Source organism: Pantoea sp. 18059, from assembly GCF_902706165.1.
Taxonomy (GTDB): domain Bacteria; phylum Pseudomonadota; class Gammaproteobacteria; order Enterobacterales; family Enterobacteriaceae; genus Pantoea; species Pantoea agglomerans.
Genome location: NZ_CACSJS010000008.1, coordinates 116,439 through 138,577 on the forward strand (window position 1 = coordinate 116,439; position 22,139 = coordinate 138,577).

Sequence of the window (22,139 nt, forward strand, 5' to 3'; positions counted from 1 at the left end):
TTGTGATGTGATGTTGTGTGTATTGCCCGACCTCTGATTTTTTTATGCGGTTCAGGCGTACCACCGAACAGGTGGTTAAAGCACGCTACGTTTTTTTTGTTTTTTCTTATGCAGATGGTGCATTCAGAAAATTCCGTAACTGCGCGTTTATTGACGCATCAATTTGTCAACAGTTGCAAAGAACGTCAATACAACGGTTACTTATTTACACAGAGTGTGAGGGATAGCATGCAACGGTAATAAAAACCCTTTCGGCCTAAAAGCCATACAATGCACAGCGCTGCTGGTCTGATTTCCGTGCATTGTGCTGGATGGCTGTTCTATCGCTAGTGATTCTCACCGCTAAAAAACTTAAAACTTTTACCGGCAAATGTTGAATAACTGAACGATTCACCGTGCGTTATGACGTTCATCCAGCGGAATATGCTGGTAAAGAAGCATAAGAAATCAGCATGTTGCCGCTTTCGGTCATAAGAAGAATGTGTCGCGAATTATGATCGCATCTCTTATATGGCAAGGCCTGCCAGCGGGTAAGTGATGATAACAACGGCTGGTAAACAGAATGCGCGGTGGATGGGGTTTACTGGAACTTTCTGGAAGATAGCGAAGATGGCAAGCGGGAGTGGCGTTAAGATCGAGATTGCTTTGGGAACACGGTCAGATCGGAAAGGCGCTTAAACCATCCCTGGACGCTCAGTGGTAAGAATGTGAATGCTTAGCGGTCAGATCGAGACTGCTTCTGGAACACGGTCAGATCGGAAAGGCGCTTAAACCATCCCTGGACGCTCAGTGGTAAGAATGTGAATGCTTAGCGGTCAGATCGAGACTGCTTCGGGAACACGGTCAGATCGGAAAGGCGCTTAAACCATCCATGGACGCTCGGCCCACGCCGTCCATGGCGTGGGACGCTTTCCTCCTCTGCCCGTGTTCCCTTCGCCTTGAGATTGTTCATTGCTGTCAGCGTCACTCGGGTTTGGATCTGTTAGCCGTCTGAGGCTCCCAGCGTCTGCCTGGCGTATGCTCCCTGAAGCCCGCTCAACGGTAAATCCGTACCTTTCATCCACTTTTATACAGACGAAAAAAAACCTGTCTTTTCAGACAGGTTTCTTAAATATGGTCGGCGAGAGAGGATGACTCTGCTCTGCGAGCAGCGCCCTTCGGGCCGTTGCTGAAGCAACGTTGTCTCGCTACGCTCGGCTCAAACCTCCTTCGGAGGTTCTCATCCTCTTTTCTTCAGACGAAAAAAAACCTGTCTTTTCAGACAGGTTTCTTAAATATGGTCGGCGAGAGAGGATTCGAACCTCCGACCCACTGGTCCCAAACCAGTTGCGCTACCAAGCTGCGCTACTCGCCGATGGGGGCGCATGTTACTGCTACCCCCGATCAGCGTCAACCGCTTTTTATGCTTTTGCCGCCAATCGCCTGGAAAGCACGCGGTTACCGGGAATCAGCCGCCTGCTTTACCCTTTTCGACCACTATTACAGCGGTTTAGCCTGACCATTACCCGGTGCCTGACACCAGTTGTTGGCCGGGTTAATACCGCCATCTGGCGAGGTGTAACCCAGACAACCCAGGATGGTATCGAACAGCTCAACGTGGCGATGGGTCCGGCCCACACGCTGCTGCGCCTGCAGACGCTCAAAGTTGCTGCGGTTCTGACTGTCTTCCAGATACTTATCTGACGCCCAGACCATCATCGGCACCCGGAACTGCTCAGGCGGAGCCATCTCACGCGGCGTGCCGTGCAGATGCATATTCTCGCTAATCGACTCACCATGGTCGGCGGCATAGAAGACAATCGCCTTCTTATCACGCAGCTGATCCAGCACGCTATCCAGCATGCTATCGACATACAGCACCGAGTTGTCATAAGCGTTGATCAACTGCGCTTTGCTGCAGGTCTCATCCACGCCCATACACTCCGGCTGATATTTCGCGAAGCTGCGCGGATAACGCTGTGAATAGAGGTAGTGCGAACCTTTGGTGTGCAACACAATCAGATGCTTACCTTTCGGGAAACGATCCAGTGACGCTTTCATCTCCGGCACCAGCAGCATGTCATCCACCGCTTTGCCCTGATTACGCTTCTCTGAACCAATCTGCTCACGGAAGGCAAAATTGTTGGCATTGATGTTGTCGTAGAACCAGACTTCGCTCTGCATCGCAAACAGCTCAGAGGTGAAGCCCAGCTCTTTCATCACCGCAAACACATTCTGCTCTTTCAGCGTGCGGCCCGGATTATCCATAGTGCCGCCTTCGCGCACGAACATGCAGCGCAGTGACAGCTTGGTCGCGGTATCACAGGACTCGCCCCGGAATGCCACCAGGTTCTTCTCTTTCGACAGCTTCGGCGTAGTGTCACGCTCATAGCCCAGCATCCCCATGTGATCCCAGCGCGTGGTTTCGCCAATCACAAACACCACATAGGTATCATCAAGCCCGGCAGGCGCGACGTAGGTAAACTTCTTCGCCGGATCCAGCAGTTCCTGACTGTTCAGCGACTCATCCACGCGGGTCCAGGCAAACAGGCCCACAGCCGCCAGCCAGTTCGAAGGAAGATAAGAGTGCGCCACCACACCGCCGTAACTCGGCAGATCGATGTTAGTGATCTCTTCGTTATGCTTCTGCAGCTTGTCGAAAAAACGAATCGGCAGCCAGACCAGCGCCACGCAGAGCAGCATGATCAGGGTGGGTTTCAGGCGCTGTCCTGGCGTACGCAGCTGTTCGTTCAGCGTCATGCTCAGCTTATTGCGCCAGATCATCAGCAGTGGCAGCGCGCTGACCAGCACCATCCACAGGATGAAATGGTAACCAATCACCTCTCTGGAGAGATCGGTGTCAGTCGTCATCACCGAAGCCACAATGCCGTAGCCAATCACCACGTTAAAAAACGCCATGTAATAGGCGGCGGCAACCGAAATCAGAACAATCAGCGTGGCCAGCACGCGATAAAACCACTTTCCTCCCAGCGACAGCAGACGCATCAGGAAGAAAGTCAGCACCACAATGGCCACTACCTCGGTGACGGCAGTCAGCCAGTTCGTAACCGTAGAGTGCCTGAGAAAACCGTCAAAACGACGATAGAAAATCGGCAAATTCAATAAGATACCGAGATAGAGCGCCAGCAAGAGCGATAACTTCTGCTGAGTCAGGGTTTTAATGTAATTCATGAAAAAAGGTGTTTCTCCGGTGTGAAGCGCTTGACCAAATCTTTTATGTGACTGCCGAAACGCGGCAGAGTTCGCTGAATAAGCGGACCGGACAAGATGAAGGAAAATTCTGAACGGATTTACAGGCTATAACGCGAGGTGGCTCAGTAAAACATGGTCGCGTTTGATAGACCAGAAAATAATCGTTGTCGACCTGATTAGCACATTTTTTGTACACAGCGGACAGGAACGGCCAGGTGGGCTGTCGCAGACAGCAGCAGGAGAGAGAAAATGACAGAGTAAGAAAAGTGCGGGCCTGATAGTTTCAGGCCCGCAGCACGCTTAGCGAATAATGTTCAGCGTGACATCGATGTTGTTGCGGGTGGCGTTTGAGTAAGGACAAACGATGTGTGCCGCATCAACCAGCTTCTGCGCTTCTGCTTCATCCATCTCTGGTAGATGAATGTTCAGGGTCGCTTCAATACCAAAACCATCAGGGATAGGGCCGATACCCACTTCACCTTCGATCCAGGCGTCTTTTGGCATGGTGATCTTGTCACGGCCCGCCACAAACTTCATCGCGCCCAGGAAGCAGGCAGAATAGCCCGCAGCAAACAGCTGCTCAGGGTTAGTCACTTCGCCGCCTGCACCGCCCATCTCTTTTGGCACGCCCAGTTTCACGTCCAGTACACCGTCAGAAGAGGTTGCACGACCATCACGACCACCGGTTGCTTTGGCTTTGGCGCGGTAAACCACTTGTTCTAAAGACATGACATTTCTCCGTTACGCTATTTAATCGCCCACTACTTATACAGCCGTAATCAGGCGGTGAGGTTTAACGGGTGCCGCGCACCCGTCAGCAATATTTATCGTGACTTATTCAGGTTATCTCGCAACCCATCCAGCTGTAATTTCAGCGCCAGCAAAGCGTCATCATCACAGGCTGTGGCACACTTGACCGCTTCAGGAATGGCTTCAGCCCTGGCCCGTAACGCCTGCCCGGCTTCGGTCAGCGTCACCGCAACCTGGCGTTCATCCTGACGGGTTCGCTGCCGGTTAATCAGGCCTGCACTTTCCAGTCGCTTCAGAAGTGGCGTTAATGTTGCCGAGTCTAAAAAAAGCTGCTCGCCAATCTCTGACACCGTGACATCATCTTTCTGCCACAACACCAGCATGACCAGATATTGAGGATAGGTGATGTCGAGCTGGCTCAGCAACTGACGATAGACTTTATTCATCGCCAGGTTGGCAGAATAAAGCGCAAAGCAGAGGTGCTGATCGACCAACAGTGGCATCGTTTTCACTTTTTTGTCATCTTGATCACAGTTCATGGTTAATAATATAGATAGCGCGCTAGATAATTGCAAGCAAACTTTTTGTCAGGGGGAAAGGCATGCAGGATTCACTGGAAGAACAGGCGCGTCGCTTCGCCACCGAGGCACATGCCAGTGCCGGACAGCGCCGCAAATATACCGATGAGCCTTATATTGTTCATCCGGCAGCGGTGGTGGAACTGGTGCGCAGCGTCAGCCATGACGACGCGTTGTTAGCGGCGGCCTGGCTGCACGATACCGTGGAAGATACCGCAACCACACAGAGCGATATCGAAACCCACTTTGGTACGCGCGTGGCAAGCCTGGTAGAGATGCTGACCAACAGCGCACCCGCTGGGGCAAAAAATCGGACGGCCCGTAAACTGGCGCACTTCCGCCATACAGCCAGCGCCAGTCCTGAGGCACAAACCATCAAACTGGCTGACATCATCGATAACACCCGCGCGATTGTGCGTTTTGATCCCGACTTTGCGCGGGTCTACCTGGTTGAAAAGCAGATACAGATTGAGTTGCTGAAGCAGGGAGATGCGCAGTTATGGCAGCAGGCTTCAATGATTATTGAAAGCGGACTCGCACAGTTGCGGGAGCCGCCCTATAGCGTGCCGGAGAGCTGGTTTGCCAGACAGGCGGCTAAATACAGCGAATTACGCTAATAAAAAACCCGCCAGCGGCGGGTTCTTTTCGTGATATCAGTTTATTCAAGCAACTGCCGTCCCAGATAGGGATTGGCATGTAATAACTTCATCAATTTCTGCGCCGTCGCGGAAGGACGGGTACGCCGGGCTTCCCAGCTTTTCACGGAAGAAACGCTCACGCCCATTACTTTTGCAAACTCATCAACCTGCATGCCGGTCATTTCACGCAGACGCTGCGGCTCTGGCTGGGCGGGTTGCTGACGCTGAATAAGTAACTCGGCGGCGCGATCATCACGTGTCAAAACAATCTGCTCAAGGCTGCTGAGCAATTCAAACATCGGGTCTTTTAATTCCATAGAGAACTCCTTAAAAACTCGCTATGAAGCACGTGAAAGTAGAGAGGTACGAGCCTGAAGTCAGGACTCTGAAACCGGGCCTGTTTCAGGCTGGATCCCGCAAGGGTTTATTTTTGTTATGAGAGAAACCATTACGGGACACAGCCTGCGGTGCACTGCTTTAAAGATGTCAGGTCAATGCAACAAATGCCGGGAGACTAAGTATGGATAGAGACCTGACTATTTGCCGCGCAATTTATAATTATTTTTTTAACTATGGTTTGCCGGAAAAGTTCCAGCACCTCTAACCTGCTGAGGCAGTTGAGTTTTGTGCCTTCGGTGTGGGCAGAAAAATCAAATGGTGTTTGCTATTTATGTGGATGCCATCAAGCTTTTTGCTGGCATATTCTCATTTCTGTGAGGCAATACACCTCTTCAGGTAGTGAGTGCAAAATATACGCCAATGGTTTACTTCCTGAACACATATATTCACTGATCTTATTAAATTAAGAATAGTCCTGGTTGGGGCCTGAGGCCTGGCGCGCGGCGGCTCACAGTGCAGAGCGGGTAAATCTTTTATTCTTAACGGCGCTCTGTCGCCAGATTAATCAACAGTCGTCTTAACGAAACGGCTGGCGCCTCATGCCGGTGCAGTTACCCGGCAACTATCGACCTGATGCGCGGTAAAAGTGCAGCCCCGTGATAACGCACTGACGACGGGCAAAACCCATACCTGACCTCTGTAAGGAAAAGCGATGCGAGAAACAGATTTTAACGTCGGATACCCTTCTCATCGTGTACCGATGATGGGTCGTAATGCCGTCGCAACCTCTCAACCGCTGGCGGCGCAGGCGGGTTTACGGATGCTGCAACAGGGTGGAAACGCCGTGGATGCGGCTATCGCCACCGCCATCGCCTTAACCGTGCTGGAGCCAACCGGAAACGGCATCGGCAGCGATGCGTTTGCCATTGTCTGGGATGGCAGCGAGCTGCATGGGTTAAACGCCTCAGGCCGATCGCCAGCCGCGTGGCATCCCGAACGCTTTGCCGATTTTAGTGCGATGCCTGAAACCGGCTGGGAATCCGTCACTGTGCCGGGGGCCGTCTCGGCATGGGTCACACTGGCACAGCGCTTTGGCACCTTACCGCTGACCACCCTGGCACAACCGGCAATTGACTATGCGCGCCATGGCTTTCCGGTTTCACCGCTGATTGGTCAGCTGTGGCAGCGCGGCTATGACAAGCTGCGGGATCAACCTGGCTTTAGCGACTGCTTTGCGCCGCAGGGTCGTCCGCCGCGTGCTGGCGAGCTGTTCCGCAATCCGGCTCAGGCCCGCACCTTGCAGGAAATCGCTGAGACTCAGGGCGGAAGCTTTTACCGCGGCGCACTGGCGCAAAAGATGACAGCCTTCGCCCGTGAGCATGGCGCAGCCCTGACGCTGGAGGATTTGAAAAACCATCGTGCCGACTGGGTTACCCTGCTGTCGCGTCCGTTTGCCGGAGGATCGGTGCAGGAGCTGCCGCCGAATGGTCAGGGCATTGCGACCTTAATTGCACTTGGCATTCTGGAAGAGTGGGAAATCAACCGCTATGCACCGGATTCGCCGCAGTGGCTGCATCTCTCCATTGAGGCGATGAAACTGGCGCTGGTTGATCTGGACCGTTATGTCACCGATGAAGATCACCTCGAATTTCCGGCGGAACACCTGCTCAGCAACGACTATATTCGCCAGCGGGCAGCGTTAATTGATCCTGACAAGGCGGGAGATTTCCGCTTTGGATCACCGCAGCAGAGCGGCACAGTGTATGTCGCCGCCGGTGATGCCAGCGGCATGATGGTCTCATTCATTCAGTCTAACTACATGGGATTTGGCTCCGGCGTGGTGGTACCCGATACCGGCATCAGCCTGCAGAACCGGGGCGCGGGCTTTTCACTCGATCCAGACCATCCCAACGTCGTGGCGGGCGGTAAGCGGCCGTTTCATACCATCATTCCGGCCTTTGCGCGGGATCAGCAGGGCCAGCCGCTGATGGCGTTTGGCGTGATGGGCGGCCCGATGCAGGCGCAGGGACACCTCCAGCTGGCGCTGCGCATTATGCTGCACCAGCAGAATCCGCAGGCCGCGATTGATGCGCCGCGCTGGCGCGTGGTGCAGGGACGCGAGGTGGTGTTTGAATCCACACTTGATCGCAATACCCTGAGCACACTGCGCCGTATGGGCCACAACGTGGTACTGGAAGATCCCCTGAGTAATTACAATTTTGGTGGCGCGCAGGCGATAGTGCGCGATCCGCAGGGCTTCTACATTGCGGCCAGTGAGAGTCGCAAAGATGGTCAGGCGGTGGTGTTTTAAGGTCGCGACAGTGAGCGTCAGACTGCTCAGCCCCTCCTTCATCTCTGCGCGCTGAAGCCTGCGATGGCAGGGAATGCAGCACGCCCTGAGGCGCAGGCGGTCCCATTCTGTAACCGGCGTTTCAGAAAGCATCTGTTTCACAGGTGGTTTCACGTTGTGCCGTGGCTCGGGTTTGTTCTATTCTTTAGGCCATTCCTACTGGACATCTGACAGTATCACCGACAGGAGTTGACCCTATGGCTTCAGGACTTACACGCCTTATGGCACGTGGCGGCATTATGCTCGCTGGCGCGCTGATCGTGCTGCAACTCACCGCATGCGGTGATAAAGAAGGCGAGCAGCGCAAAGCATTTATCGATTTTCTCCAGAACACTGTGATGCGCAGCGGCGAGCATCTGCCCAGCCTCAGCGAAAACCAAAAGCAGAGCTTTGGCAACTTCGCCAGCGATTACGCCATTATGTATGGCTTCTCGCAGCAGGCGAACAAAGCGGTTGAACAGGGTATGCGTCCGGTTGTGGATGAGCTTTCTGCTATTCGCGTTCCGCAGGATTATCTCAGCCGTCGTGATTCCCTGCGTCAGGCGACCAGCGCACTGGTGATCGTCACCCAGCAGATTGAAAGCGCCAAAATGCAGGCGGATAGCAGCAAGGCGACCCTGAAGCAGCCGGATGACCTGAAAAAAGTCTACGACACCGCCTATAACAAAGTGGTGACGGTGCCCGCTAATCAGCTGATTCCTCTGCTGCCAAAACTCCAGGCGCTGAGCCAGGGTGCAGTGCAGACCGGCGATTTCCTGCAAACGCAGGGAACCCGTGTCAGCTTCAATGATGGCGGCGTGCAGTTCCCGACTCAGGATCAGGCTTCGCAATATAACGCGCTGATGAGCACTTTATCCGCCAATTCGCAGGCGCTTCCTCAGGCACAGGCTGCCGTCCAGGGTGGTCTGCAGTAAACCCGCTTTACGGGCAGGCGCTAATCGTCTGCCCGTCCCACTCTCTTTTCTCCTCCCACCCAATCACCCGCTGAATGAAGTGTGATCTGGCGCATTTTCGACCAAAAATAGTTTGTGGTCTAAGTCACAGATATATAACAAATCAACGTCAAACAAGTGTGATTCACCTCACAGATAACCGGCCACCCCGTCTAAAAATCAGCCAACTGAGCCTGAGCTACGCCTTAAAGTGTGATCAAAATCACGCTAATCACCCCTGCCACCACCCTTAATCAGTGATGTAGATCACACTTACCCCGCACGCTACGCAGCGTCAAATTCGCGTGATAGAGTCCGCGTGCATACAGTAATACCACCGGCTTTGGGTCGGGGTGGCTAAACAAAAACAAGCGCGCTCTCCTATTGCAGCGCGTCTCAATAAGGGGTGGGTTTATGTCCTCATCAGTGAAGGTCAAAGTACAAAGCTTTGGTCGCTTTCTGAGTAATATGGTGATGCCAAACATCGGGGCGTTTATCGCCTGGGGTATCATCACCGCACTGTTTATTCCAACTGGCTGGATCCCTAACGAAACGCTGGCCAAACTGGTTGGCCCGATGATCACCTACCTGCTGCCACTGCTGATCGGTTTCACCGGTGGGCGTCTGGTGGGCGGCGATCGCGGCGGCGTGGTCGGTGCCATTACCACCATGGGTGTGATTGTCGGTGCGGATATGCCGATGTTCCTCGGTGCGATGATTGCCGGTCCGCTGGGCGGCTGGGCAATCAAGTCGTTTGACCGGGCGATTGACGGCAAAATCAAAAGCGGCTTCGAGATGCTGGTCAACAACTTCTCGGCCGGTATTATCGGGATGATACTGGCACTGCTGGCGTTCCTGGCGATCGGTCCGCTGGTAGAAGGTCTGTCACACATTCTCGCCGCGGGCGTGAATCTGATGGTGCAGAACAACCTGCTGCCACTGACCTCGATCTTCGTCGAACCCGCGAAAATCCTGTTCCTGAACAACGCCATTAACCACGGTATCTTCTCGCCGCTCGGTATCCAGCAGGCTAGTGAAGCCGGCAAATCCATTTTCTTCCTGATCGAAGCCAACCCGGGTCCGGGTATGGGCGTGCTGATGGCCTATATGTTCTTTGGTCGTGGCAGTGCTAAACAGTCTGCGGGCGGTGCGGCAATCATCCACTTCCTTGGCGGCATCCATGAGATCTACTTCCCGTATGTGCTGATGGCTCCTCGCCTGCTGCTGGCGGTTATCCTTGGCGGTATGACCGGCGTCTTCACGCTGACGGTGCTGAACGGTGGCCTGGTCTCTCCTGCCTCACCGGGTTCAATCCTGGCGGTGCTGGCAATGACGCCAAAAGGTGCCTACTTCGCGAACATCGCCGCTATCGCTGCCGCCTTCGCCGTCTCCTTCGTGGTGTCCGCTATCCTGCTGAAAACCAGCAAAGTCAAAGAAGATGACGATATCGAAGCCGCGACCCAGCGCATGCATGAGATGAAAGCGCAGTCTAAAGGCCAGAGCGGCGCGGGTGCGCCAGTCGCCAGCGATGCCATGAGCGTTGAACTGCATCACGTGCGTAAAATCATCGTCGCCTGTGATGCCGGTATGGGTTCCAGCGCGATGGGTGCAGGCGTACTGCGTAAGAAAGTGCAGGACGCCGGGCTGAGCAATGTATCGGTGACCAATACCGCGATCAACGCCCTGCCGGGTGATGTCGATCTGGTGATTACCCACCGTGACCTGACTGAACGCGCCATCCGCCAGGCTCCGCATGCGCAGCATATCTCGCTGAACAACTTCCTCGACAGCGCGCTCTACAGCACCCTGACCGAGCGTCTGGTGGCGGCTAACCGCAGCGACGTGCATCGTCAAACGGTAAACACCGCGCTCTCTGACAGCTACGATGAAGGCAACGCACACCTGTTTAAACTGGGTGCGGATAACGTCTTCCTCGGCCTGACCGCCAGTAACAAAGAGCAGGCGATTCGCTTTGCGGGTGAACAGCTGGTGAAAGGCGGTTACGTTGAGCCTGAATACGTTGAGGCGATGCTGGCGCGTGAAAAACTGACGCCGACCTATCTCGGTGAGTCGATTGCCGTGCCGCACGGTACGGTCGAAGCGAAAGATCGCGTGCTGAAAACCGGCGTGGTGTTCTGTCAGTATCCGGCAGGCGTCCTGTTCGGTGAAGAGCCCGACGATGTGGCGCGCCTGGTGATTGGTATTGCTGCCCGTAACAACGAGCACATCCAGGTGATCACCAGCCTGACCAATGCGCTGGATGATGACAGCGTGATTGAGAAGCTGGCGAACACCACCAGCGTGCAGGAAGTGCTGGATCTGCTGTCAGGTAAGCCTTCAATCGCGTAATTTATAGCAATTAATTTCCCTGGGGCGGTCATGCCCGTCCCGATTTCCTGGGGCGGGTTTGCCCGCCCCATCGTCATTTGATATGGGTCAAAAATTATGAAAGCGTTACATTTCGGAGCAGGAAACATTGGTCGCGGCTTTATCGGCAAGTTACTGGCTGATGCAGGTATCGAACTGGTTTTTGCTGATGTGAATCAGACGGTGCTGGATGCACTGAACGCGCGTCATGAGTATCCCGTTCATGTAGTTGGCGAGCAGGCCAAAACAGAAACCGTTAAAGGCGTCAGCGCGGTAAACAGCACCAGCGATGAGATCATCACCCTGGTTTCTGAAGTCGATCTCGTTACCACCGCCGTGGGCCCGCAGATTCTGGAGCGTATTGCCGGCAGTGTGGCTAAAGGGCTGGCAAAACGCAGTGACAACGGCAATACCCGCCCGCTAAATATTATCGCCTGTGAGAATATGGTGCGCGGCACCAGCCAGCTGAAACAGCATGTGCTGAAGGCGCTGCCGGAGCAGTATCACGCCTGGCTGGAGCAGCATGTCGGCTTTGTGGATTCTGCTGTCGATCGCATCGTGCCACCGTCAGAAGCGGGCAGCACCGATCCGCTGGAAGTGACCGTTGAAACCTTCAGCGAATGGATCGTCGATAAAACTCAGTTTAAAGGCGACCTGCCTGCGATTCCGGGTATGGAACTGACCGATAACCTGATGGCATTTGTTGAGCGTAAACTCTTCACACTGAACACCGGTCACGCGATTACCGCCTATCTTGGCCAGCTGGCCGGTCACCAGACCATTCGTGACGCCATCCTCGATGAAAAAATCCGGGCCGTGGTGAAAGGGGCGATGGAAGAGAGCGGCGCGGTGCTGATTAAGCGCTACGGTTTTGAGGCGGATAAACATGCGGCCTACATCCAGAAAATACTGGGCCGTTTTGAAAACCCCTATCTGAAAGATGATGTTGAGCGTGTGGGTCGTCAGCCGCTGCGTAAACTCAGCGCGGGCGATCGCCTGATCAAGCCGACGCTGGGCACGCTGGAGTATGGTTTACCGCACGCCAGCCTGGTGCAGGGCATTGCCGCCGCGATGCACTATCGCAGCGACCAGGACCCACAGGCGCAGGAGCTGGCCACGCTGCTGGCAGAAAAAGGCCCACAGGCGACACTGGCTGAGGTTTCAGGTCTGGATGCTGACAGCGAAGTGGTGGCTTCTGTGGTGAGCGCCTGGCACGCTATGGCATAATGCGCGCGTGTTAGTGACGCAAGCCGGGCGCAGTTCGCCTGCGCCCAACGGCGGTATTGAACCCATGCAGGCAATAATGGAAGAGAAGCAGGCTTTTGAAAACCGGGTGCTTGAGCGCCTGAACGCCGGTCGTTCGGTGAGAAGCTTTCTGATCGCCGCCGTTGAGCTATTGGCTGAAGCCGTCAATCTGCTGGTGCTGCAGGTCTTCCGTAAAGATGACTACGCGGTGAAATATGCCGTAGAACCGCTGCTGCTGGGCGATGGTCCTTTGGGTGAACTCTCGGTTCGCCTGAAGCTGATTTACGGTCTTGGCGTTATCAGCCGGCACGAATATGAAGATGGTGAACTGCTGCTGGCGCTGCGCGAAGAGCTGAATCACGACAGCGGTGATTATCGTTTTACCGACGATGAGATCCTTGGCCCGTTTGGTGAACTGCACTGCGTCACCGCCTGGCCGCCCGCGCCGGTGTTTCACACCGAAGATGCAGAGCTGCGCAGCATGCAGCAGCAGCGCTATCTGCAGATGGTGCGATCCACCATGGTCCTGTCGCTAACCGAGCTGATCGCCCGCATCAGTATGAAGCAGGCGTTTAAAAAGTCCGGCAGCTAATCCTGTCAGGCGCCATCACGGCGCCTTTTTCGTCTTAACCTGAGCGGGAATATGCGCCAGATTTGGTGTATCCTTGGCCTGTTTTCCTCAACGAGTTGTTGTCATGAAAGAGCAAGAAAAGAACGAAATCAAACTTCTCAGCGATAAGCTGGACGCATTGAACCGCAAAGAGCCGCAGTTACTGGAATCGGGTGATGTCGAGAAACTGGGCGCGTTGCTGAAAGAGAAAGAAGCGCTGGTCATTGAGATTGAGCGTCTGCGCGGTCAGCGGGTAGAAAAACTCAGTGCCGAGGCGCAGAAGCTGCAAAAAATGGGCTTCAGCCGCGAAATTACCAAGAAAGAGCAGGCAAATCTGGGCGCGCTGAAGAAAAGCGTGCGCGGCCTGGTCGTGGTGCATCCAATGACCGCGCTGGGACGTGAGATGGGGCTGACAGCAATGACCGGCTTCGCCAAAACCGCATTCTGACGGGTCGATCAGGCAGCAGCCTGATCGACATCGGCTTTGCGTTCGCCGGCGGCGGCATAGACCTGCTCCGCCAGCGCATCCAGCAGCTCATAGCGGCGACGATATTCAGCCCGCTTCTTACTGGCAATCTCCTCTAGCGTTTTGCGCGGCAGGCTCAGCGGCAGGATAAACATCCCATCCCTGCGCGCCTCGCCACTCAGCGACAACCAGAATTCACTGTAGCTGGCAAAGAACTTATCCCCTTTGCTGTGGCGATAGCGCAGGCTGCGGAAGACATGAGTCTCATCGCCTACCGCCAGAATATTCTCCACGCCGCACTGCTTTGCCACAATAAATACCGCTTCCATTAACAGGCGTTTCGGAAAGAGACCCTGCGCTGCTTTGGTCGCCTCGCGGATAACCTCATTATTGATATGTTTCCGCGGACCCTGTAATCCGCCAATTAATAATGTGCGCTGGTTATTTTCATTGAGAATTGAAAATGAAAGTGAAGCAATAATTTCGTCGTTATAACGTAATACCAGCGTCACTTCCCCTTCCCGATCGAAATAACCGGAACTGCAGGAAAGTAAAAAGGATTCGCCATTTTTACCGGTCAGCGTAGCCAGCGGATTATCCGTAGCGCTTTGCAACAACTGACGCAGCGCAGGGTTTTCCAGATTATTCATCAGGCTGTAATGATCAAGTATCGCCTGCGCGCGCGCAGCAATGCTCAACCCTGAGCGCAGATAGGGCCGGTGCAGCTTGGCTGGCAGCAATCCCTGAGTACTCATCAACAGAGGGAGTTGCGGTAAATGCGACAGCTCATCCAGATAACGCAGCGTAGTCAGCGGCGATATTAAGGTTCTTAACACAAATTTCAGCCGGAAACGTTTACTTATCCAGAGTTTATTCGGAACGTATTTTCCGCTAATTAACTGAAAAAAAAGCGATGCAGAAGAATCGGTCGTGGTTTCGTGAGTAGTTATAATTGACATAGTCATCGACACACAGTGAGCAAGAATGTCACTGAGCATAAGACAACGAGTATCAACGGCGTGTTAATGTGGCAGAAGGTTAAAAGGGCGGCGGTTAAAAAAGCGAGATCCGTTTATTTTTGGTTTAATCTGGGACGACAGAATTTAAAGATAAAAAAACCGGCGAAATAAATTCCACCGGTTTATCGTTATCACGTTAACACTGGGTTAACTTACTGGGCAGCTGCGAAGCGGGCTGCTGCTTCGTCCCAATTGACCACGTTCCAGAATGCTTTGATGTAGTCAGGACGTTTGTTCTGATACTTCAGGTAGTAGGCGTGTTCCCACACGTCCAGACCGATGATTGGGAAGCCAGAAACGCCAGCAACCGCTTCACCCATCAGCGGGTTGTCCTGGTTTGCGGTAGACACCACAGCCAGTTTGTCGCCTTTTTTAACCAGCCACGCCCAGCCTGAGCCGAAACGGGTCGCAGCCGCTTTCTCGAACTCTTCCTGGAATTTTTCCACGCTACCGAAATCTTTCTCGATAGCCGCTTTCAGGTCGCCCTGCAGCGTGGTGCCGGTTTTCAGGCCTTTCCAGAACAGGCTGTGGTTAGCGTGGCCGCCTGCGTTATTACGCAGTGGGCCTTTTTTGTCTGCTGGCAGCTGATCCAGTTTGGTGATCAGCTCTTCTACCGGCAGATTGGCAAATTCAGTGCCTTCCAGCGCCGCGTTAGCGTTGTTCACGTAGGTCTGGTGATGTTTGGTGTGATGGATTTCCATCGTCTGCTTGTCGAAATGCGGTTCCAGTGCGTCGTATGCGTAAGGCAGGGATGGCAGTGAATAACTCATGTTCTTCCTCTCCATTTAGTTTGAGCAGCACGACGAATTCGGGACGTGCCGCGTAAGCAGTCGAATCATTATAGTTAAATTCATGTAGCGTAAAAGGGTAATCAATGCCCTATTAACCATAAGGATTTGAGAAATCTGGCAAAAGCAACCCGTTGTTTTTACAGCATGCTGCTGCTGACTCCGCCTTTTCAGCTTTATCAGACAGGGAGAGCGAAGCACTCTGCCAGCACCACCAGCAGGCACTCATCCCGCCCGAACGCCGCATCTGCCCTGCCCTGCGCGTTACCTGCCGAGTTCGCGCAGCCCGCTGTCGAGCGCGCCGACCAGCCAGTCGATATCCCCTTCCTGGAACGCCAGTGGCGGACGCAGTTTCAGCACATTCCCATACGGGCCGGCGACCGAGGTCAGCACGCGATGTTCACGCAGCTTCTCGATTAAATCCAGCGCCAGCGTTTTGTCCGGCGTTTTGCTGTGACGATCGGTGACCAGCTCAAAACCGATAAACAGTCCGGCACCGCGCACATCCCCCACGCACTCATAGCGATCCATCAGGGTTCGCAGCTCCGCCAGCAGCTTCGCGCCGACCACGCGGCTGTGTTCCTGTAACCCCTCTTCGGTGATCACTTTCAGTACCGCCTGCGCCGCCGCCATCGCGACCGGGTTACCACCAAAGGTATTGAAGTAGGGAATTGAGTCGCTGAAGGCGGCCAGCACTTCACTTTTTGCCAGCAGGCCGGAAACCGGAATGCCGTTGCCCATTGGCTTGCCGGTGGTAATGATGTCAGGCACCACATCGTGGCGGCCAAAGCCCCAGAACGCGTCGCCGGTACGGCCAAAACCAGGCTGCACTTCATCGGCAATAAAGATGCCGCCGTTGGCATGCACCACCTCGACCGCTTTTTTCAGGAAGCCGCGCGGATCGGGCAACACGCCGTCCGAGGAGAAGATTGAGTCCGCCAGGAAGCCAGCAAATTTAATGCCGTGCGCCGCCATATCATCAATCTGCTGCTGAATCTGGCCAGCGAACCAGTCGCCCAGGTCAGGCGCGTCCACACGATACGCATCCGGTGGCATCACCAGCCGCGTGGTGGGCGCCAGCGGCTGTCCACTGCCCAGCGCCGGAGAAGCGCCGGATGTCAGCTCACTGGTGCCGTGATAGGCCTCTTTACTGACAATAATCCCGCTGCCGCCGCTAAAGGCGCGCGCCACGCGAATCGCCAGGTCGTTAGCTTCCGATCCGGTGCACATATACATCGCGCGATCGATCGCCGGGGGCGTGGTCGCCAGCAGCGCTTCGCTGTAGTCCAGAATATTTTCATGCAGGTAACGGGTGTGGGTATTCAGCATTTTCATCTGCTGCGTCACCGCCTCAGTCACGGCCGGATGACAGTGCCCGATGCTCGCCACATTGTTGTAGACGTCGAGATATTTATCGCCCGCCGCATCCCACAGATATTGCCCTTCACCCCGCACCAGATGCACCGGTTTGCGATAGAACAGGCGATAAGATTCGCCAAGCACTTTGCTGCGTTTATCGGTCAGTTTGCGCGTCTCGCTGTCGAGTGCATCGGCATGTTCGGCGCGGAAACTGTTGGTATCCATAATGGTGGAACGCGTGGCCATAATGACTCCCGTTACAAGGATGAAGGAGGAAGAGCTGACGCCTTTATCATGCCTGCCTGAATCTAAAATGCAACCAAATACACAAATGCAATAAAATACACATGACGCGGGCAGATGGCCACGCTAAGCTTGCTCCCTGATTCAGACGGAATCTTTCGCTTCACTGGCGTATCATCCGTGATCTTCGCGCTTTAAAAGGAAACCTCTATGCTGCAGGAAACGCGCCTTCATCGCATCCGTGCCTTACTGACCCGGCTTAACCAGGTGAGTACCGAGCGCATTATCAGGGAGCTGGGGGTCTCACGCGAAACCGCGCGCCGCGATATCATTGAGCTGGAAGCGCTGGGTCTGGCGCGCCGCGTTCACGGCGGGCTGGTGGCGATTGAAACGCGGGCTGAACCGCCGCTGACGGAACGCCGCAGTACCCAGACCCGGGAGAAGCGCGCCATCGCCCGCGCCGCTGCGCAGTTGCTGCAGCCCGGACAAACGCTGTTTCTGGATGCGGGTAGCACCACCACGCTGCTGGCAGAGGAGTTGCACGCCCTTTCCGGCCTGACGATTGTGACCAACAGCCTGCAGGCCGCGCTGGCGCTGAGCGCCGGAGAAGAAGATAAGCCGCTGAATAATCAGATTATTTTGCTGGGCGGGACGATGTCGGCGGGCGCACAACAGACGCGCGGCGAAATCACTGTAGGTGAGATTATTCGCTACCGCGCCGATGTGGCGCTGCTGTCGCCGGTTGGCATTGAGGCGGGTTGTGGTGCCAGCAGTTTTCATCCGCACGAAGCGGCCATCGCCAGAGCGATGGTGCAGCAATCCACTTCCTGCTATCTGCTGGCCGATCACACCAAACTGGGGGTAGTCAGCCGCACGGTTTACGCGCCGTCACCGGCGATCAACCTGCTGATTACGGATAGTGGCGGCGACAACAGTGCCGCCCTTGAGGCGTTGCAGCAGACGTTGCCAGAGGTGATGGTAGTTTAACGCAGTCGCTGAGGATGGCTGTAAACCGTAGCGCGTCCAGGTTTACTGAATCCGACCAGCGTCAGATTGCAGCGCTCAGCCACCTCAACCGCCAGGCGGGTCGCTGCCGAGACTGCGAACAGGATCTCAACCCCGCACATGGCGGACTTCTGCACCATTTCATAGCTGGCGCGGCTGGAGACCAGCACCGCGCCTGGCCCCCACTCAGCCTGGCTGCGATAGCCCAGCAGCTTATCCAGTGCCACATGGCGACCCACATCTTCACAGCCACCGGCCAGCTGACCATCAGGCTGGATCCACGCGGCAGCATGGGTGCAGCCGGTTTTCTGTCCGACCGGCTGATACGCTTTCAGCTGGCCCAGCGCCCGATCCAGCTGATCCAGCGCAAAGGTCTGGGTAAACGGCAGCGGAGAGAGCGGCTTGCCAATCTGGTCCAGCTGTTCAACGCCACACACGCCGCAGCCGGTACGGCCTGCCAGCGCACGACGCTGCTCTTTCAGCGCCATAAAACGACGGCTGGAAAGCTCAATCTGAACCTCAATGCCGTGACAGCCCGGCACGATGTCCATGCCGAAAATGTCGCCTGGCGCGTCGATAATGCCCTCTGACAGCGAAAAACCCAGCGCAAACGCCTCCAGATCTTTGGGCGTGGTCATCATCACCACGTGAGAGATGCCGTTGTAAACCAGCGCCACCGGCACCTCGTCCGCCAGCCAGTCAGACTCTGCTGCGGTCAAATCGGCACGCTGCCATACCTGCGTTCTGCTGACGCCGGCCTGAATTGTTAAATCTTCGCCTGAGTCAGGCTGGATAGCTTTCAAAAAGTACGACCTGTTGTTAATAAATAATGAAATGCGACAGTCAGTACGGCTGCACAGCGGTGATCAGACGCAGACTAATTTTGCCTTCTGGCCCGGTGCGGCGCAAATAAACAGCGGGGCAATTCATGCGGTTTTCTCACCGGGAAAGGCGCAGCCACGCCTGCTGGCGGGCAGAATGAGAATGGGTATCTTTCAGGCTTTAACATCGGTAAGCATAAAACAACAGTAATTATCTGCCGCTACGGGAAATCTGCTTGCGCCGGGAATTGGTTGCCGAGGATTTTTAACAAAATTTAGAAAAAGAATTACTAATGACTAACCTGTTGACCCTGGTCAACTTACAGGCAGATAGGGCTGCTATTTTGCAAGGCTTCGCAATGGAGCCAATAAAGAAGAACGATAAAATGCAAATTAACAGACGGAGTTTTTTCAAAATCTGTGCTGGCGGGTTGGCGGGCACCAGCGCGGCGTTACTCGGTTTTGCCCCCACCACAGCCTTAGCCAGCGTCAGAGAGTTCAAACTCATTCGCGCCAGAGAGACACGTAATAACTGCACCTACTGCTCAGTCGGCTGCGGCATGCTGATTTACAGCCTGGGTGATGGCGCTAAAAATGCCCGCGCCTCGATTTACCATATTGAAGGCGATCCTGACCATCCTGTCAGTCGTGGATCGCTCTGCCCCAAAGGCGCGGGCGTGCTCGACTTTATTCACAGTGAACAGCGACTGAAATACCCGGAATACCGCGCGCCAGGCTCGGATAAATGGCAGCGCATCAGCTGGGATGAGGCATTTGACCGCATAGCCCGCCTGATGAAGCAGGATCGCGATGCCAATTTCCAGGCCACCAACGCCGCTGGCGTCACGGTAAACCGCTGGCCGACCACCGCCATGCTCTGCTCTTCCGCCGCCAGTAATGAAACCGGCCTGCTCGATCAGAAATTTGCCCGCTCGCTGGGTATTCTGGCGCTGGAAAACCAGGCGCGCCTGTGTCACGGCCCGACCGTGGCCGCGCTGGCCCCCAGCTTTGGTCGCGGTGCGATGACCAATAACTGGAACGACATCAAAAATGCCAATGTGGTGATGATCATGGGCGGCAACCCCGCCGAGGCGCATCCGGTTGGCTTTAAATGGGTGATTGAAGCCAAAACCCATAACAATGCGCAGGTCATCGTGGTCGATCCACGCTTTAACCGCTCTGCGGCGGTCGCCGATCTCTACGCGCCACTGCGTGCCGGCAGCGATGTGGTTTTCCTAATGGGAGTGATCAACTATCTGCTGCAACACAATCAGATTCAGCAGGAGTATGTTCGCGCCTTCACCAATGCCGCACTGATTGTCAGCGAAGGCTTCAGCTTCAGCGACGGGTTGTTCAGCGGTTACAATGCTGAAACCCGTCAGTATGATCGTCAGAACTGGCACTATGAGCTGGATGAAAACGGCCATGCAAGACGCGATGAGAGCTTCACTCACCCGCGCTGCGTGCTGAACCTGCTGAAAACCCATGCCAGCCGTTACACCCCGGAAATGGTGACGCGCCTGTGCGGGACCTCGCAGGAATCCTTTATTGCGGTGTGCAGGCAGCTGGCCTCCACCTGTGTGCCGAATCGCACCGCGACTATTCTCTATGCGCTGGGCTGGACCCACCACACCAATGGTTCGCAGATTATCCGCACGGCGGCGATGATTCAGCTGCTGCTGGGTAATATCGGTATGCCAGGCGGCGGTATTAACGCACTGCGCGGCCACTCCAACGTGCAGGGCTATACCGATCTCGGCCTGCTGGCGCAGAGTCTGCCGGGCTATCTGCCACTGCCCTCAGAGAAAATGACCACGCTGGCAACCTACCTGCAGCAGGCCACGCCGGTTGCGGCACTGCCGGATCAGGTCAACTACTGGCAGAACACCGACAAATTTTTTGTCAGCCTGATGAAGAGTTTCTACGGCGATAAGGCCACAGCGGAAAACCAGTGGGGCTACGACTGGCTGCCGAAGTGGGATAAGAGCTACGACTGCATGGCGCAGGCGGAGATGATGGAACAGGGCGCGCTCAATGGTTGCCTGATTCAGGGCTTCAACCTGCTGGCCGCCTTCCCGGACAAAAATAAAGCGGTCCGGGCACTGTCCCGCCTCAAATATATGGTGGTGATCGATCTGCTTCGCACCGAAACCGCCAGCTTCTGGCAGCATCACGACGAGTTCAATGATGTGGATCCGTCGAAAATCCAGACCGAAGTATTCCGTCTGCCCTCTTCCTGCTTCGCTGAAGAGTCGGGATCGGTGGCGAACTCGTCGCGCTGGCTGCAGTGGCACTGGGCGGCCGCAGAGCCGCCCGCTGAAGCGCTGCACGACGGTAAAATCCTCGGCAATCTGTTCATGCGTCTGCGCGCGCTCTATCGCCTGGAAGGCGGAGCAAACCCTGAACCGCTGATGGCAATGCGCTGGGACTACCGCGATCCGTCGAATCCTGAGCCGGAAGAGGTGGCGCAGGAGAACAACGGTCAGGCGCTGGCCGACATTTACGACGCCAGCGGCAAGCTGTTGCTGAAAAAAGGCCAGCAGCTCAACGGCTTCTCAGAGCTGCGTAACGACGGCACCACCGCCAGCGCCTGCTGGATCTACAGCGGCAGCTGGACGCCGGAAGGCAACCAGATGGCACGACGCGACAACGCCGACCCATCGGGGCTGGGCGCGGTCTCCGGCTGGGCCTGGGCGTGGCCGGCTAACCGCCGCATTCTCTACAACCGCGCCTCCGCGGATGCGCAGGGTAAAGCCTGGGATCCGAATCGCCGCCTGATTGAGTGGGATGGCACTCGCTGGCACGGCATTGACGTGCCGGATTATCCGGTAACGCTGTCGCCGCAGCAGCAGGCCGGTCCGTTTATCATGCAGCCCGATGGTCTTGGCCACCTGTTTGCGCTCGATAAGATGGCCGACGGCCCCTTCCCGGAACATTACGAACCGATGGAAAGCCCGCTCGCCAACAATCCTATGAATCCGCAGCAGCGTCATAGTCCGGTCGTTCGACTGTTCAGCAGCGACGCCGCGCAACTGGGCGAGGCCGCTGACTATCCCTGCGTCGCCACCACCTATTCCATCACCGAACTGTTCCGGCACTGGACCAAACATGCCCTGCTGAACGCGATTGCGCAGCCGGAGCAGTTTGTTGAAATCGGCACCGAACTGGCAGAGGAGAAAGGCATCAAGGCCGGAGACAGCGTCAAAGTCTCGTCGCGCCGTGGCTATATCAAAGCCAAAGCGGTGGTAACACGTCGTCTGCAGCGTCTGATGATTGACGGCAAGCCGGTTGATACCGTGGGTATTCCCTGTCACTGGGGCTTTGAAGGCACCACGCGCAAAGGCTTCCTCGCCAATACGCTGACGCCGTCGGTTGGCGATGCCAACTCGCAGACCCCGGAATACAAGGGATTTTTAGTAAAAGTGGAAAAAGCGTAA

At 55.4% G+C, this 22,139-nt stretch carries 17 protein-coding genes, 1 tRNA gene and 1 other RNA gene; 9 read left to right on the top strand and 10 right to left on the bottom strand.

Annotated elements, in window-relative coordinates; translation table 11 throughout:
- Positions 1-1,114: 1,114 nt before the first annotated feature.
- The 5 genes from GVJ63_RS18815 to GVJ63_RS18835 all read right to left on the bottom strand — a co-directional run bounded on the left by GVJ63_RS18815 (position 1,115) and on the right by GVJ63_RS18835 (position 4,481).
- A non-coding RNA gene (locus GVJ63_RS18815) (RtT sRNA) lies at positions 1,115-1,244 on the bottom strand.
- 33 nt (positions 1,245-1,277) lie between these two features.
- Positions 1,278-1,354 (bottom strand) — tRNA-Pro (locus GVJ63_RS18820).
- Positions 1,355-1,479: 125 nt separating this feature from the next.
- Positions 1,480-3,171, bottom strand: a complete 1,692-nt coding sequence (gene eptB / locus GVJ63_RS18825; RefSeq protein ID WP_052270946.1) for a kdo(2)-lipid A phosphoethanolamine 7''-transferase — start codon at positions 3,169-3,171, stop codon at positions 1,480-1,482.
- A gap of 321 nt (positions 3,172-3,492) precedes the next feature.
- Positions 3,493-3,921, bottom strand: a complete 429-nt coding sequence (locus GVJ63_RS18830; protein WP_010257431.1) for an organic hydroperoxide resistance protein — start codon at positions 3,919-3,921, stop codon at positions 3,493-3,495.
- 95 nt (positions 3,922-4,016) lie between these two features.
- Positions 4,017-4,481, bottom strand: coding sequence for a MarR family winged helix-turn-helix transcriptional regulator (locus GVJ63_RS18835; protein ID WP_010671641.1), 465 nt, complete (start codon positions 4,479-4,481; stop codon positions 4,017-4,019).
- A 62-nt stretch (positions 4,482-4,543) separates the two neighbouring features.
- Here GVJ63_RS18835 and GVJ63_RS18840 point away from each other — a divergent pair, with 62 nt between their 5' ends.
- On the top strand, positions 4,544-5,137 hold the full coding sequence (locus tag GVJ63_RS18840; protein ID WP_010257434.1) for an HD domain-containing protein: 594 nt from the start codon (positions 4,544-4,546) through the stop codon (positions 5,135-5,137).
- A gap of 41 nt (positions 5,138-5,178) precedes the next feature.
- Here GVJ63_RS18840 and GVJ63_RS18845 read toward each other — a convergent pair whose 3' ends face one another.
- On the bottom strand, positions 5,179-5,475 hold the full coding sequence (locus GVJ63_RS18845; RefSeq protein WP_010257438.1) for an HTH-type transcriptional regulator: 297 nt from the start codon (positions 5,473-5,475) through the stop codon (positions 5,179-5,181).
- A 734-nt stretch (positions 5,476-6,209) separates the two neighbouring features.
- On the opposite strand from GVJ63_RS18845, the gene GVJ63_RS18850 reads away from it, so the two are divergent.
- The 6 genes from GVJ63_RS18850 to GVJ63_RS18875 all read left to right on the top strand — a co-directional run bounded on the left by GVJ63_RS18850 (position 6,210) and on the right by GVJ63_RS18875 (position 13,449).
- Positions 6,210-7,808: a gamma-glutamyltransferase family protein gene (locus GVJ63_RS18850; protein ID WP_159227225.1), complete on the top strand. Its 1,599-nt coding sequence runs from the start codon at positions 6,210-6,212 to the stop codon at positions 7,806-7,808.
- A gap of 236 nt (positions 7,809-8,044) precedes the next feature.
- Entirely contained in the window at positions 8,045-8,761 is a 717-nt protein-coding gene (locus tag GVJ63_RS18855; protein ID WP_010671639.1) for a DUF3053 domain-containing protein, read from the top strand.
- A 432-nt stretch (positions 8,762-9,193) separates the two neighbouring features.
- Positions 9,194-11,128, top strand: coding sequence for a PTS mannitol transporter subunit IICBA (locus GVJ63_RS18860; RefSeq protein ID WP_159227226.1), 1,935 nt, complete (start codon positions 9,194-9,196; stop codon positions 11,126-11,128).
- A 96-nt stretch (positions 11,129-11,224) separates the two neighbouring features.
- Positions 11,225-12,373, top strand: coding sequence for a mannitol-1-phosphate 5-dehydrogenase (gene mtlD, locus GVJ63_RS18865; protein ID WP_010257450.1), 1,149 nt, complete (start codon positions 11,225-11,227; stop codon positions 12,371-12,373).
- Between the two features lie 64 nt (positions 12,374-12,437).
- Positions 12,438-12,983 carry a mannitol operon repressor MtlR gene (gene mtlR, locus GVJ63_RS18870; RefSeq protein WP_171820345.1) on the top strand — a complete coding sequence of 182 codons (546 nt, stop codon included), beginning with the start codon at positions 12,438-12,440 and terminating at the stop codon, positions 12,981-12,983.
- A gap of 103 nt (positions 12,984-13,086) precedes the next feature.
- The gene (locus GVJ63_RS18875; protein ID WP_003848030.1) at positions 13,087-13,449 is read left to right on the top strand and encodes a YibL family ribosome-associated protein; all 363 of its coding nucleotides are present in this window, start codon (positions 13,087-13,089) and stop codon (positions 13,447-13,449) included.
- 8 nt (positions 13,450-13,457) lie between these two features.
- Here GVJ63_RS18875 and GVJ63_RS18880 read toward each other — a convergent pair whose 3' ends face one another.
- The 3 genes from GVJ63_RS18880 to GVJ63_RS18890 all read right to left on the bottom strand — a co-directional run bounded on the left by GVJ63_RS18880 (position 13,458) and on the right by GVJ63_RS18890 (position 16,879).
- A complete protein-coding gene (locus tag GVJ63_RS18880; protein WP_022624830.1) occupies positions 13,458-14,426 on the bottom strand; it encodes a VirK/YbjX family protein in 969 nt (322 codons plus the stop codon).
- A gap of 212 nt (positions 14,427-14,638) precedes the next feature.
- Positions 14,639-15,256, bottom strand: a complete 618-nt coding sequence (gene sodA, locus GVJ63_RS18885; protein WP_008926407.1) for a superoxide dismutase [Mn] — start codon at positions 15,254-15,256, stop codon at positions 14,639-14,641.
- A 282-nt stretch (positions 15,257-15,538) separates the two neighbouring features.
- Positions 15,539-16,879, bottom strand: a complete 1,341-nt coding sequence (locus tag GVJ63_RS18890; protein ID WP_033780831.1) for an aspartate aminotransferase family protein — start codon at positions 16,877-16,879, stop codon at positions 15,539-15,541.
- A gap of 207 nt (positions 16,880-17,086) precedes the next feature.
- Between GVJ63_RS18890 and GVJ63_RS18895 the strand changes: the two genes are divergently transcribed.
- Positions 17,087-17,863, top strand: coding sequence for a DeoR/GlpR family DNA-binding transcription regulator (locus GVJ63_RS18895; protein ID WP_159227227.1), 777 nt, complete (start codon positions 17,087-17,089; stop codon positions 17,861-17,863).
- On the opposite strand, the gene fdhD is transcribed toward GVJ63_RS18895, so the two are convergent.
- Positions 17,860-18,684, bottom strand: a complete 825-nt coding sequence (gene fdhD / locus GVJ63_RS18900) for a formate dehydrogenase accessory sulfurtransferase FdhD (RefSeq protein WP_010257467.1) — start codon at positions 18,682-18,684, stop codon at positions 17,860-17,862. The two genes, GVJ63_RS18895 and fdhD, sit on opposite strands and share 4 nt — an antisense overlap.
- Before the next feature lie 404 nt (positions 18,685-19,088).
- Between fdhD and fdnG the strand changes: the two genes are divergently transcribed.
- The gene (gene fdnG, locus GVJ63_RS18905) at positions 19,089-22,139 is read left to right on the top strand and encodes a formate dehydrogenase-N subunit alpha (protein ID WP_159227228.1); all 3,051 of its coding nucleotides are present in this window, start codon (positions 19,089-19,091) and stop codon (positions 22,137-22,139) included.

Coding starts and splice junctions, on each gene's coding strand:
- GVJ63_RS18875 (WP_003848030.1), top strand. CDS start 13,087: ATGAAAGAGCAAGAAAAGAACGAAATCAAACTTCTCAGCGATAAGCTG.
- GVJ63_RS18855 (WP_010671639.1), top strand. CDS start 8,045: ATGGCTTCAGGACTTACACGCCTTATGGCACGTGGCGGCATTATGCTC.
- fdnG (WP_159227228.1), top strand. CDS start 19,089: ATGCAAATTAACAGACGGAGTTTTTTCAAAATCTGTGCTGGCGGGTTG.
- GVJ63_RS18890 (WP_033780831.1), bottom strand. CDS start 16,879: ATGGCCACGCGTTCCACCATTATGGATACCAACAGTTTCCGCGCCGAA.
- GVJ63_RS18840 (WP_010257434.1), top strand. CDS start 4,544: ATGCAGGATTCACTGGAAGAACAGGCGCGTCGCTTCGCCACCGAGGCA.
- GVJ63_RS18880 (WP_022624830.1), bottom strand. CDS start 14,426: ATGTCAATTATAACTACTCACGAAACCACGACCGATTCTTCTGCATCG.
- GVJ63_RS18845 (WP_010257438.1), bottom strand. CDS start 5,475: ATGGAATTAAAAGACCCGATGTTTGAATTGCTCAGCAGCCTTGAGCAG.
- mtlR (WP_171820345.1), top strand. CDS start 12,438: ATGCAGGCAATAATGGAAGAGAAGCAGGCTTTTGAAAACCGGGTGCTT.
- mtlD (WP_010257450.1), top strand. CDS start 11,225: ATGAAAGCGTTACATTTCGGAGCAGGAAACATTGGTCGCGGCTTTATC.
- GVJ63_RS18895 (WP_159227227.1), top strand. CDS start 17,087: ATGCTGCAGGAAACGCGCCTTCATCGCATCCGTGCCTTACTGACCCGG.
- GVJ63_RS18850 (WP_159227225.1), top strand. CDS start 6,210: ATGCGAGAAACAGATTTTAACGTCGGATACCCTTCTCATCGTGTACCG.
- GVJ63_RS18830 (WP_010257431.1), bottom strand. CDS start 3,921: ATGTCTTTAGAACAAGTGGTTTACCGCGCCAAAGCCAAAGCAACCGGT.
- sodA (WP_008926407.1), bottom strand. CDS start 15,256: ATGAGTTATTCACTGCCATCCCTGCCTTACGCATACGACGCACTGGAA.
- GVJ63_RS18860 (WP_159227226.1), top strand. CDS start 9,194: ATGTCCTCATCAGTGAAGGTCAAAGTACAAAGCTTTGGTCGCTTTCTG.
- eptB (WP_052270946.1), bottom strand. CDS start 3,171: ATGAATTACATTAAAACCCTGACTCAGCAGAAGTTATCGCTCTTGCTG.
- GVJ63_RS18835 (WP_010671641.1), bottom strand. CDS start 4,481: ATGAACTGTGATCAAGATGACAAAAAAGTGAAAACGATGCCACTGTTG.